The sequence below is a fragment of the Aquiflexum sp. genome (assembly GCF_977115555.1).
This window is the reverse complement of the sequence record NZ_CDSBKL010000090.1, coordinates 1-12426: the sequence shown is the minus strand read 5'-3', so window position 1 is coordinate 12426 and position 12426 is coordinate 1. Positions and strand designations below refer to the sequence as shown.

Annotated in this window: 11 protein-coding genes; 10 read left to right on the top strand and 1 reads right to left on the bottom strand. The window is 41.5% G+C overall.

Annotation, left to right across the window (positions count from 1 at the left end):
- Positions 1-2957 (bottom strand): glycosyltransferase family 117 protein (locus ACZFYI_RS07675; protein WP_462523541.1); only part of this gene is annotated, 2957 nt, incomplete at its 3' end.
- Between the two features lie 145 nt (positions 2958-3102).
- On the opposite strand from ACZFYI_RS07675, the gene trxA reads away from it, so the two are divergent.
- The 10 genes from trxA (at position 3103) to ACZFYI_RS07625 (ending at position 12247) form a co-directional block, all read left to right on the top strand.
- Positions 3103-3423 carry a thioredoxin gene (gene trxA, locus ACZFYI_RS07670; protein ID WP_462523540.1) on the top strand — a complete coding sequence of 107 codons (321 nt, stop codon included), beginning with the start codon at positions 3103-3105 and terminating at the stop codon, positions 3421-3423.
- Between the two features lie 85 nt (positions 3424-3508).
- A complete protein-coding gene (locus tag ACZFYI_RS07665) occupies positions 3509-4930 on the top strand; it encodes an MBL fold metallo-hydrolase (protein ID WP_462523539.1) in 1422 nt (473 codons plus the stop codon).
- 395 nt (positions 4931-5325) lie between these two features.
- Positions 5326-5907: a YeeE/YedE family protein gene (locus ACZFYI_RS07660; RefSeq protein ID WP_462523538.1), complete on the top strand. Its 582-nt coding sequence runs from the start codon at positions 5326-5328 to the stop codon at positions 5905-5907.
- Between the two features lie 12 nt (positions 5908-5919).
- Positions 5920-6408, top strand: coding sequence for a DUF6691 family protein (locus ACZFYI_RS07655; RefSeq protein WP_462523537.1), 489 nt, complete (start codon positions 5920-5922; stop codon positions 6406-6408).
- A 313-nt stretch (positions 6409-6721) separates the two neighbouring features.
- Positions 6722-7888 carry an MFS transporter gene (locus ACZFYI_RS07650; protein ID WP_462523536.1) on the top strand — a complete coding sequence of 389 codons (1167 nt, stop codon included), beginning with the start codon at positions 6722-6724 and terminating at the stop codon, positions 7886-7888.
- 3 nt (positions 7889-7891) lie between these two features.
- Positions 7892-8608: an acyl-[acyl-carrier-protein] thioesterase gene (locus ACZFYI_RS07645; protein ID WP_462523535.1), complete on the top strand. Its 717-nt coding sequence runs from the start codon at positions 7892-7894 to the stop codon at positions 8606-8608.
- Between the two features lie 89 nt (positions 8609-8697).
- Entirely contained in the window at positions 8698-9768 is a 1071-nt protein-coding gene (locus tag ACZFYI_RS07640; RefSeq protein ID WP_462523534.1) for a c-type cytochrome, read from the top strand.
- A complete protein-coding gene (locus ACZFYI_RS07635; RefSeq protein WP_462523533.1) occupies positions 9765-11141 on the top strand; it encodes a hypothetical protein in 1377 nt (458 codons plus the stop codon). The genes ACZFYI_RS07640 and ACZFYI_RS07635 overlap by 4 nt, the downstream gene beginning before the upstream one ends.
- Positions 11132-11467 carry a thioredoxin family protein gene (locus ACZFYI_RS07630; RefSeq protein WP_462523532.1) on the top strand — a complete coding sequence of 112 codons (336 nt, stop codon included), beginning with the start codon at positions 11132-11134 and terminating at the stop codon, positions 11465-11467. Before ACZFYI_RS07635 ends, ACZFYI_RS07630 begins: the two co-directional genes overlap by 10 nt.
- Positions 11468-11599: 132 nt before the next feature.
- Entirely contained in the window at positions 11600-12247 is a 648-nt protein-coding gene (locus ACZFYI_RS07625) for a peroxiredoxin (RefSeq protein ID WP_462523531.1), read from the top strand.
- The last annotated feature ends 179 nt before the right edge of the window (positions 12248-12426 follow it).

The following is a 12426-nucleotide window of genomic DNA, read 5'->3' as shown; positions in this document are numbered from 1 at the left end:
GAACCGGGCCCCAGGATTTTTTCCAATTCAGCTTTGAGATTTTCCGAGATTTCGGAATAACCTCTTTCATCCAAAAGCGGGATAAAGAACTTCAGCATTTCTATGGATATCATCGCTTCTCTGTCATAATCACGTCCTGTCTTCTGATAGAAGTCCAGCATCTGAATAGATTTATGGGAAATTTTATCCACAATATCCAATGCAAGGTCATCCTCACCAACCTCAAACAGCAGTGGCACTGATTGACCGCTTGCCAAGTCATAAGGAACAGCCTCATGCGGCATCACTTTCATACTGAATTTTAACAACTCAGCAGCCCTGTCCATATCATCTTCGTCTAATAACGCAATGGCGATACTGTTTACGGCCGAACGGTGATTGGAAGTAAATCTTCTGAATTCATCATCGAAATAATTATCCGGATTGTCCATTCCCCTGAAAGCAAACTTCTCCATCATGTTGGTGTATGCCAAGTCGGTGTTTACCAATTCGGTTCTCATCCCTTGAGGTTTTCTGACAGGAAGCAGCCTATAGGTCAATCCTTCCATTACCACATAGTCTTCGATATCCAAACTAATAGTAGCCAAGGAAGTGTTGTTAAAATAGATCGGTCTTTCCCAATTATTGCTGGTAATCAGGTCAATCAGCATCAGATTGCCCTTTGTGAGGTAATTTCCTTTGATCCTGAGGTTGATTTGCTCGGTCATCAAGTCTTCCATGGATTCCGGAATCAAGCCTTGGTTGTATACATTTTCCAGATCAACATCAAGGATCAGGTTTCTGGAAGGAACCATGTTGTAAGTGTTCTTACTTCCTGATGCAGCCAATTTCAAAAGCTCACTTCCGTTGTTTAGAAGTTTGAGGTATTCGGAAGCGGAGATGGCCTGAAGACCTTCTCTTTCCATGACATAGAGGACATCATTGGTACCTTTTTTATAATTTTTTGGATCCAAAGAAAAAGGCAAAGCCGCCGATTCATTGACCGGACGGGCCATCTGCTCTACATACCAATCCGTATCAAAGTAACTCAACACCACTACTCTCACGTCAGTCCTGAAGCCCTCAACTTCCTGCACATACCATAGCGGGAAAGTATCATTGTCTCCGCCGGTAAATAAAATCGCATTTGGAGCACATGAGGCCAAGAAATTCCTTGCAGAATCCACTGAGAAAAATCTCCCTTGTCTGTTGTGGTCGTCCCAGTTTTGGTTGGCCATAAGAAATGCTACGGGGACAGTTGCGAGCGTGGCTATGATGCCTGCCACGACCAGATTTTTATTCAATCTTTCAATGTAATAAGCCAAAGCCATCACACCCAAACCTATCCAAATCGCAAAAGCATAAAATGAACCGACATAAATATAATCCCTTTCACGCGGTTCGACAGGTGGAGAATTGAGGTACAATACCAATACCACGCCCATCATCAGAAACAGCATGGCTGATATGAAAAAAGATTTGTTGTCTTTCTTTGCCTGAAATACCAAACCGATCAATCCAAGAATCAAAGGCAGCATCAGGTAGTTGTTGTGGGCTTTGTTTTCTTTGATATAATCAGGATAGATGTCTGAGAAAAAATCTGAAATGCCCATCCAAGGTGCATCTGAGAAATCACTTTCCCTTCCTGAGAAATTCCACATAAAATACCTGTAATACATATGCCCAAGTTGATGGGTAATCATGAAATACAGGTTGTCACTAAAAGTTGGTTTTTGCCCTTCCCTCAATCCAAGCTTGGATTGGTAGATCTGCTTGTGCCGGTCTTGGGTGGAATATATCCTTGGCAAAATGGTTGTCCTCTCGGGATCATATTCATTTACAGTGGAATAATCGACTATTTCATACCGATCTTTTCCTTTCATGTAGATTGGGGCGCCTTCTTTTTGGTCCACCAGCTCGGCATCAAAATATTGCCCGTGAATCAAAGGGCGATAGCCATATTGTTCCCTTTTCAGATACGAAACGTAGCTGATGATATCTTTTGGAGCATTTTCATTGATGACAGGATCTTGGTTGGCACGAATGACAATGAGTGCATAAGAACCGTAACCGATCAAGATAAAGACAAGTGAAACCAAAACGGTATTGAGGATGACTTTGCCTTTCTTGATGGAATAAAGGATTCCATAAATAAGTGAACCCAAAAATAGCGCTGAAAAAACAATTATTCCCGATCCAAATGGCAGTCCTATGCTGTTGACAAAGAAAATCTCCATAGAACCGGCCAGACTTGGGAGCCCGGGGATGATTATATTATTGATGATGATCAGCGCTACTCCCCCCAATATGATTGCAATGATTCCCCCTTTGAGGTTTGGGTTTTGGTATTTTTTGAAATATACCACCAAAGCCAAAGCAGGTAGAGTGACAAGGTTGAGCAAGTGGACACCGATCGACAAACCCACCAAATAGGCGATAAAAATCATCCAACGGTTTTCTTCCCTTTGGTCTTCTATGACATCCCACTTCAGAAATGCCCAGATGACTATCGCAGTGAAGAAGGAGGACATGGCATATACTTCTGCTTCTACAGCAGAAAACCAGAAACTATCCGTAAATGTATAAATGAGTGATCCAACCACGCCGGCACCCATCAAAGTAATGATTTGTCCTTTTGTTTCTGCTCCTTTTTGGATCTTAAAAAGTTTGCGTCCAAACAAAGTGATGGTCCAAAAAAGGAAAAGAACAGTAAATCCAGAGAAAACAGCACTTCCGACATTCATCCAATAAGCGACTGCCAATCCGTCCCCGAACGCTAGGAATCCAAACATCCTGTAAATCAACAAGAAGAAAGGTGCTCCCGGAGGATGCGGTACCTGAAGCTTGTAGGAAACAGCGATGAATTCTCCCGGATCCCAAAAGCTGGCGGTTTGTTCCACAGTCAATACAAAGACGGTGGTAGAGATAAGAAAAACCAGCCAACCGGTGAGGTTATTGACCTTTTTATATTCAAGCATTGTTTATGAAATAATAGTTTCGGGCGAAAATAAACAATAAATCCTAATCCATAGGGATTTTAACAGCATTTAAGGTATTGTGATAAAAATTACTGTTCGGCGGAAGCCTTCATGGTAGCTTTGTATCATCTAAATTATAATAACCATGAGTGCACAACCAAAAACATTCAGCGAATTGATTTCAGGAGACCAACCTGTTTTGGTGGATTTCTTTGCCACTTGGTGTGGACCCTGTAAAATGATGCAGCCTATCCTAGAAGATACCGCCCGTCAGTTGGGTGACAAAGTCAAAATCATCAAAGTGGATGTCGACAGGAATCCCTATGCAGCAAGTTCTTATCAGGTGCGTGGCGTTCCTACATTGATTTTATTCCAAAATGGGAAACCGCTTTGGAGGCAATCAGGCGTGGTTCCATCCAACCAATTGATTAAAGTAATTGAAGACAATTTGCGTCAGAAAGTTTAATTTAAAAATGTGACATAAGTCATTTTAATAAAAACAGCAGGTTGATAATTTTACATATCATTCATCAGAAAAAAACATAAAACCCATGACAATAGAACAGATATATACCGGATGTTTGGCTCAGGGAGCCTATTACATCGAATCTGATGGCGAAGCCGCTGTCATTGATCCATTGAGAGAAGTGCAACCGTACATAGAAAAAGCAGAGAGAAGAGGAGATACCATCAAGTATGTATTCGAAACCCACTTTCACGCTGACTTCGTTTCTGGCCATAAGGATTTATCGATCAAGACAGGTGCTCCAATTGTATTTGGTCCTACAGGAATGAAGATGGGGTTTGATGCCATCGTCGCCAAAGACGGTCAGGAATTCCCCCTTGGAAAAGCAAAAATCAGGGTAATCCATACTCCCGGACATACCATGGAAAGTACCTGCTATCTTTTGATCAATGAAGAAGGAAAAGAAGAGGCATTGTTCACTGGGGATACCTTGTTTATCGGGGATGTGGGAAGGCCAGACCTTGCACAGAAAGTTATTGCTGATTTGACCCAAGACAAACTTGCGGCTCATTTGTATGATTCATTGAGAGATAAAATCATGCCTTTGGCTGATGATATCATCGTCTATCCAGCACACGGTGCGGGAAGTGCATGTGGCAAAAACATGAGCAAAGAGACCACTGATACTTTGGGCAATCAAAAGAAGACAAATTATGCACTTCAGGAAATGACCAAAGAGGAATTTATCAAAGAAGTCACTACTGGACTTACTCCCCCTCCTGCCTATTTCCCACAAAATGTCATGATGAATATCCAGGGATATGAATCTATCGATACAGTATTGAGCAGAGGATTCAATCCTTTGAGTCCCGCAGCTTTTGAGGCCGCCGCCAACGAAACCGGCGCGGTGGTCATAGATACAAGAGATGCACAGACTTTTGCCAAAGGTTTTGTTCCAAACTCGATCAACATCGGGATCGATGGAAGCTTTGCGGTTTGGGTAGGAGCATTGGTTCCTGACCTCAAGCAGGAAATCCTGATCGTAGCCGATGAAGGAAGAGAAGAGGAAGTCATCACAAGGCTTGCTAGAGTCGGTTATGATTTTTGCATTGGATACCTCAAAGGAGGTTATGAAGCTTGGAAATCAGATGGCAGAGAAGTCGATTCCATCAAAGTCGTGACTACCGAAGAACTTGCACACCTTATTGAAAAAGAGAGCGGAGTCAACATCTTAGATGTCAGAAAGAACAGTGAATTTCTCAGCGAGCATGTGATTGATGCTGAAAATGCACCATTGGATTATATCAATGACAGTATGGCTCAAATCAATAAAGATAAAACCTACTATGTGCACTGCGCGGGTGGCTATAGGTCTATGGTATTCAATTCAATTCTAAGAGCAAGGGGATTTGATAATCTGATAGATGTCAAAGGTGGATTTGATGCTATCAAGGATTCTGGTTTGTTCAAGGTAAGTGAATATGTATGCCCAACTACTTTGCTTTAAAAAAATTATTACAGAAGAGTTGTGTTAAACCCCACATGGCAAGATTTCGGTCTTGCCATTTTTATTTCCATTATTGAATCAAAGTGATAAATATCACTGTTATCAGACTAAAGTCTGGACAATTTTGAATATGATAATGTGAATGGGTTTAATGCTCTTTTTGGGATTAATTTCATCATTGGCGTTTCAGAAATCCTTTCGTATTTTCACTTAACCTATATCTTGATTAAACCTTTAGTAACCTGATTTAACTATTGGAATTTGCGTTTTTGGGAGCAAAAAAATTCCGAAACCAAGTTAAAATTTCCGAAAAGTCCTTGGTCAACGGGATGGATAAATGGAATTTAGATTTCTTATTTGAATACAGATTTTAAAACCTTAACAAAACTAATAAAATGGAACAGTTTATTGAATGGATCAAGCAGCCTTGGCCTTGGTGGATTGCGGGTCCTATGATTGGCCTTATTGTACCTACCTTGCTGATTGCCGGAGGAAAAGCTTTTGGGATATCTTCTTCTTTGAGGCACGTTTGTGCCATGTGTGTTCCTGCCAATATCCCTTTCTTCACATATGACTGGAAAAAGGAATTGTGGAATATCGCATTTGTAATAGGGGTAGCAATCGGAGGTTTTATTGGACATAATTTATTGGCCAATCCGGAAATGATTCAGGTTGCAGAATCTACCCAACGGGATTTGGCTGTGCTTGGAATAACAGATTATTCCAGTATAATGCCGCACCAGATTTTCACTTGGGAGAATTTATTCACTGCAAAAGGCTTGCTTTTCTTTGTAATTGGTGGATTCTTGGTGGGATTTGGAACCAGATATGCAGGCGGATGTACTTCAGGACACGCCATCATGGGTATCAGTTCATTGCAGTGGCCTTCAGTCGTCGCTACCATCTTCTTTATGTTAGGGGGATTTTTGATGACACACGTCTTCTTGGGGCCTTTGATGAAATTAGTAGGGTTTTAATCTTTTGAAAAAATGGGAACAGCAGTAAAAAAAGGAGAAAAGCCGAATGTCGGAGCAACTCCAAATAAAGAAAAAAAGGGTGAAAGCCCATTGGAACTATTGATGTACTTGATCATCGGTGTGGGATTTGGGATAATTTTCATCAAAGCAGAGATCGTGTCATGGTTTAGAATCCAGGAAATGTTTAGACTACAATCATTCTTCATGTATGGAGTAATCGGTTCTGCCATCGTTGTGGGAGCACTTTCTATTCAGGTCATCAAATGGTTCAACATTAAAACCATCAAAGGCGAAAAGATAATTATCATGGATAAAGAATTCCGCAAAGGACAGATTATCGGAGGGTTTATCTTTGGTTTGGGATGGGCACTGACTGGCGCATGTCCGGGACCCTTGTTTGCACAGATTGGCAGTGGCTTTACAGTAATTTTAGTAACCTTGATCAGTGCCGTGGCCGGGACATGGGTTTATGGAAGATTTTCCCATAAATTACCGAATTAAAATAGCTGATTTGAGTTATTAGAATAATATTTGAGCAGAAAAAAATATTGAACTTAAACAACTGGCCGCTTCCGAAAGGAAGTGGCTTTTTTTATGATTGTCCATCAAAGACTTTTTTGATGATAAACCTGATCATTATAATGATAACTGCAATAATTGATCCTACAATTATAAATTCCATGCTGTCTTTTTTTCAATAACTTCAAGGTAATCCTATTGGTTTGAATATTGGCAAGATTATTTATCCAAAACCCAAATTAATTTTCACAAAGTCCGTTACTTTGCAGCCAAGAACCTAACCCTATTGGTATTCATGACTTTGCTTCAAAAAAGGAGGATAGCCCTCGGAAGTTTATTTTTCATGGCTGGACTATGTTTTTCTTCCTGGGCAGCAAGGATTCCCGATATTCAGGTTAAGTTTTCTTTGTCAGAATCTCAGCTCGGAAGCCTTCTTTTGGGATTGCCTGTAGGGTCTTTGGTTGCTTTGCCGATAGCGGGTTGGGCCGTTCATCATTTTGGGAGTAGGATCGTGGTTTTGATAAGCGTAATAGGGTATATGACATTTCTCCCATTGATAGGATTTAGCCAATCTCTCTGGATGTTAGTACCTGTTGTTGTGGTTTTTGGAATGATCGGAAACATGATGAATATCTCCCTAAACACACAGGCATTGGCCTTGGAGGATACCTATGGGAGGAGCATTCTTGCCTCTTTTCATGGCTTGTGGAGTTTGGCTGGATTTACAGGTGCAGGTATAGGCGCTGTAATGATTTATTTGAAAGTTCTTCCCAATATCCATTACCTAATTATAGCCTCTATAGTCCTGATAGTGTTGGTTTTGGCCCAAGGATATTTGGTGAGTGATAAAAGCAATTCAGCAGGAGGAGGAGGTTTGCTAATCAAAAAACCCGATGATCTGCTATTAAGAATTGGCGGCATCGCGTTTCTAGGGATGTTATGTGAGGGCTGTATGTTTGATTGGAGTGGGGTATATTTCAAAAAAGTGGTCGAGATAGAACCGGGATTTGTGGCCCTGGGCTATGTGTCTTTTATGGGGGCGATGGCATCAGGAAGGTTTATCTCTGATAGAATGAACAATAAATTTGGGAGGGTACTGATCCTGAGGATGAGCGGGATTTTGATTTTCTGTGGGTTGATGCTCTCGGTTCTTTTTCCTGTTCCTGTTTTTGCGACCATAGGATTTTTGTTGGTGGGACTTGGAGTAGCGGCAATTATTCCCATATCTTACAGCATTGCAGGTCGGTCAAAATTATATACTCCTGGAGTTGCCTTGGCCCTCGTATCGACAATTTCCTTTTTTGGGTTTTTGATAGGACCTCCTTTGATTGGTTTTATTGCAGACTTGTTGAGTTTAAAAGCTTCATTTGCCTTGGTTGCCGTGGCCGGTCTAGGTATAGCGGTATTGAGCTCTATCAGGTTACAGGTTTTTGAATCGGTAGATGAGGTAACCAAACAATAATTTATGGAACCCAAAGAACCCTTTCAATTTGAAAAAACTTTTGAGGTTCTGTCCTTTCAGATAGATCCTTTTGGAAAATTAAGGTTTTCTTCCCTCGGAGACCTGATGCAGGAGGTTGCTTGGAAGCATGCGGATAGCCGTGATTTTGGTCAGACTCTATTTGACAAGGGATATATGTGGGTCCTGTCAAGAATGCAGATAAAAGTCCATCAGATGCCTTCATGGGGCGACCATATCATTGTCAAAACAGCAGGAAGGGGAATCAATAAAGTTTTTGCCTTGAGGGAGTTTTTGGTGGAAGATTCCGATGGGAATATAATTGCCGAATCCATGTCAGCTTGGCTATTGCTTGATGTACAATCAAAAAGGCCTCAAAGACCAAACCATGTACTGCCACCGGAATTGTTTTCTGAAAATGTTGATCCCGGACTTCTGCCGGGAAAGTTAGATCTTGGCTTTGATATGGAAAAGAGCTCTGAATTGACTGTCATGCCATTTGACCTTGACATGAACAACCATGTCAACAATGTGAGTTATATCCGCTGGGTGGAGGATTTTTGTATTTCCAAAGGTATTGCCTTTTCAGAATTACTGATCAATTACCTTTCCGAGGCAAAGCTCCACGACCTGATCACAATTTCCTCTTCCAAGCAAGAACAAGGGTTTTTATTGTCAGGGACAAATGAGTCCAGGCCTGTTTTTTTGGTGTCAGTAAAATAGCTTTGCAGGAAATCAAAGTACTGTGATGTATATCACATCTTTTTGGTACAAAATCATGGCAATTTTGTAATTGCTATATTTACCATACTATGAAAGACTCTTTACAACCCATTCTCAAAATGCTGACCATGATGGTCGGTCTATTGCTGAGCGTAACTCTACTGACTGCTGTACTGATAGGTGTGATTGTTGTAGTTTTCAGTGGGGGTAGCCTTCCTCCTTTGAATCAACCAAATCCAACTGAAATGCAAGCTTTAGCTACGGTTGTGGTGGATACTTACAAAGGGGTAATTCCAAAAGAAGGGCTTTGGCAGGCTCCTGATTGGGGTTCTGTCGATCAGGAACCCAATGCCGAGGATATCAAATATGGTAAAGAACTTATTGCCAATACGGCTGCTTATCTAGGACCTAATGGCAAAGTGAAGAAAATTTCAAATGGGATGAATTGCCAGAATTGCCACCTGAATGCCGGTACTGCCCCTTTGGGTAACAACTACAGTGGTGTATCTGCAAATTACCCAAAAGTCCGTGCAAGGTCCGGTCAGATGGAGGACGTCCAAAAAAGAATCAATGACTGCTTCGAAAGAAGCCTAAATGGCAAGGCTCTCGAAAGCAACAGCAAGGAAATGGTGGCCATGGTCGCCTATATGCAGTGGCTTGGAAAAGATGTACCAAAAGACGAATCGCCAAAAGGCGTCGGGATCTATCAATTGGCTTTTATGGATAGGGCTGCTGACCCTGTCAAAGGGAAGTCTGTCTATTCCCGTCAGTGTCAAAGCTGTCACATGGAAGATGGACAAGGGATGCCAAAACCTGATAAATCAGGGCATATCTATCCGCCACTTTGGGGAGATAACAGCTACAATAATGGCGCAGGTCTGTACCGAATGTCCAGATTTGCAGGATATGTAAAAACCAATATGCCTTTGGGGGCCACTTTCGAAAGACCTTTGCTGACAGATGAAGAAGCTTGGGATGTGGCTGCTTATGTCAATTCCTTGCCAAGACCCAAAAAAGACCTCAGCAAAGATTGGCCTGACATTTCTAAGAAGCCGATCGACCATCCTTTTGGACCCTATGCTGACGGATTTACTGAAGAGCAACACAAATTTGGTCCATTCAAACCTATCAAAGAAGCCAGAGACAACGCATCTAAATGAAAGCTTTCATCTTTCTGATTTTTTTATCCTCATTTAGTCAGGTCAGCTTAGCCCAAGTTCAGGATTCCACCAAATCCCAAAGGGAATCTGTCATTCAGGGAACGGTAGGTTTGCGTTCATTTTGGATGTCTACGAGCTATTGGGAGGACTTCAAGGATGACTATGCTTTGGGTCAAAGTGCCTTCATCCAGCTGAGGACAAAGGATTATAAAGGTTTTTCCCTATTAGGGAGATATACTGCATTCGGCAATGTGAAGAGTTCGGATCTGACCGGGAGAGATCCCGTTACCGGAAATTTCAATCGGTATGAAGTCGGTCTCTTTGATGTGAATGACCCCAAGGACAAGTTTTTTGGAAAATTGGAAGAGCTTCAATTGCGCTACAATTCCAAAAAGTTTGCTGCCGTTTTGGGAAGAATGATCATCAACACACCCTTTGTCAATCCACAGGATGGGAGATTGTCTCCGACCTTTGTGGAAGGAATTCACCTGAATTACAAGCCTGATTCCAAAAACCAGTTTTCAGCAGATTTCATCGGGAGAATAAGCCCTAGATCATCTTCAGGATGGTATAATGTGGGAGAATCTATTGGCATATATCCGGAAGGTCAAAGTGTGCAAGGGAAACCCTCAGGCTACACCGGGAATACCCAAAGTGACTTTGTGACGATTTTGGACTGGAAGCACCGGGTGACCAATGACATGCTTATCGAGGTCAACCACACGTATGTGGATAATATTTCCTCTACGCTGTTTTCGCAAGTCAACAACGATTGGGAACTTGCAGGAACTTCCAACAAGCTGGTTACCGGCCTTCAATTTATCCTCCAACATGGACTCGGAGACGGGGGGAATCCTGATCCATTGAAACAATACAAAGATCCCGATGATCTGAATTTCGTGTTTAGCGGAAGGATAGGCCTAAAAAATCCCAAGATGATCTGGTGGGCAAACTACACACGAATTGATGGACAGGGAAGATTTCTCAGCCCACGAGAATGGGGAAGGGATCCTTTTTTCACCTTCATTCCCAGAGAAAGAAATGAAGGCTACAATCAAGTAGATGCGCTTACAACCTACTACCAAAGGAATTTTCTAAAATCAGGGATCCAGGTTTATGGCTATGCAGGACTTCATTTTCTACCCGAACCTTCCAGAGTTGAGTTCAATAAATATGGCTTCCCTTCTTATGCGCAAGTCAATTTAGGAGGAAAATATGACCCGGTGGATTGGGGAAAAGGTCTGGATTTTCACCTGATTTTGATGAGTAAAATCAATATGCATTCCGGTGAACTGAAACCCCAATGGATTTATAACAAGGTGAATATGGTTCATGTCAATTTTATAGTAAACTACACGATCCAATGGAAGTAAGCGAAAAACTAGGTTTGGATCAATTTGAAGTATTGTTAAAAGCCAAGCCGGCCTTGATGGTTTATTTCTTTCAGGAAAAGTGTGGCGTATGTACCGGCCTTTTCCCCAAAGTCCAAGAAATGGTCAGCATGGAATTTCCGGAAATGGAACTGCTTGTTTTGGACGCCCATCAAAACAGGGAATTGGCAGCACAGCTAAGGATGATGGCTGTTCCCGGAATCTTGGTTTATTTTGAGGGGAAAGAGTTTTTAAGAGCAAACGGTTTGGTAACCTTGGGAGAATTAAAGGCAAAAATCTCGAGGTTTTATGGCTTGATGTTCGGTTGATTATCAATAGGGATGTAAAATCCCTCATAGATTTTTTCAATCGAAATCTAAAAGCCTAGTAACATTGGTCACATGAATTAGCTGTCATTTTATTGAAATTTGATCAATCATTAACAATAAAACAACAAAGTTATGAGCGATCAACAAATATATTCCATGCCAAGAATTGGGGATATGGCTCCTGATTTTTCGGCGATGACCACCACAGGTCCGATCAGGTTTTCAGACTATATCAAAGGAAAGTGGACAATCTTATTTTCGCATCCTGCTGATTTTACACCTGTTTGTACCACAGAGATGAGCGGTTTTGCTTTGGAGCAAAAGTTCTTTGATGAGAATGATGCAAAACTGATCGGATTGAGTATTGACTCCATCCATTCGCATATCGCGTGGGTAAATAATGTGAGGAAAAACACGGGAATCCTGTTTGAGTTTCCGATCATCGCAGATATTGACATGAAAGTTTCCAAATTGTATGGTATGCTACAGCCCGGAGAAAGCGAAACTGCAGCCGTAAGAGCTGTATTCTTTATAGATCCCAATGGTAAAATCCGCTTGATCATGTATTATCCATTGAATGTGGGCAGAAACATGGACGAAATCAAGCGAGTCCTGATCGCATTGCAAACTGCCGACAAATACAAAGTCGCGATGCCTTTGGATTGGAGACCTGGGCAAAAAGTGATTGTGCCACCACCAAAAACAATCGTTGAAATGCAGGAAAGAGAAGCAAGCGATTATGAAATGGTTGATTTCTATCTTGCGAAAAAAAGTATATGATGACCACGAAGCTACTCCGTCCAAGGGTAGCTTTTTTTATGTTTTTTCAGGCACTTTCGGGAATCACCTTGACGCTATGGCACCAGAAAAATTTCTTTTTTCAACTCCGATTTTAAGGTACATTTTCAGATAATCCTGAGCCTTCTTTTAGATGTTTTCAAAATTTTTTCCACCTTTTT

Excerpts from the sequence above, each read along its gene's own strand:
- trxA (WP_462523540.1), top strand. The coding sequence starts at position 3,103 with ATGAGTGCACAACCAAAAACATTCAGCGAATTGATTTCAGGAGACCAA.
- ACZFYI_RS07665 (WP_462523539.1), top strand. The coding sequence starts at position 3,509 with ATGACAATAGAACAGATATATACCGGATGTTTGGCTCAGGGAGCCTAT.
- ACZFYI_RS07660 (WP_462523538.1), top strand. The coding sequence starts at position 5,326 with ATGGAACAGTTTATTGAATGGATCAAGCAGCCTTGGCCTTGGTGGATT.
- ACZFYI_RS07655 (WP_462523537.1), top strand. The coding sequence starts at position 5,920 with ATGGGAACAGCAGTAAAAAAAGGAGAAAAGCCGAATGTCGGAGCAACT.
- ACZFYI_RS07650 (WP_462523536.1), top strand. The coding sequence starts at position 6,722 with ATGACTTTGCTTCAAAAAAGGAGGATAGCCCTCGGAAGTTTATTTTTC.
- ACZFYI_RS07645 (WP_462523535.1), top strand. The coding sequence starts at position 7,892 with ATGGAACCCAAAGAACCCTTTCAATTTGAAAAAACTTTTGAGGTTCTG.
- ACZFYI_RS07640 (WP_462523534.1), top strand. The coding sequence starts at position 8,698 with ATGAAAGACTCTTTACAACCCATTCTCAAAATGCTGACCATGATGGTC.
- ACZFYI_RS07635 (WP_462523533.1), top strand. The coding sequence starts at position 9,765 with ATGAAAGCTTTCATCTTTCTGATTTTTTTATCCTCATTTAGTCAGGTC.
- ACZFYI_RS07630 (WP_462523532.1), top strand. The coding sequence starts at position 11,132 with ATGGAAGTAAGCGAAAAACTAGGTTTGGATCAATTTGAAGTATTGTTA.
- ACZFYI_RS07625 (WP_462523531.1), top strand. The coding sequence starts at position 11,600 with ATGAGCGATCAACAAATATATTCCATGCCAAGAATTGGGGATATGGCT.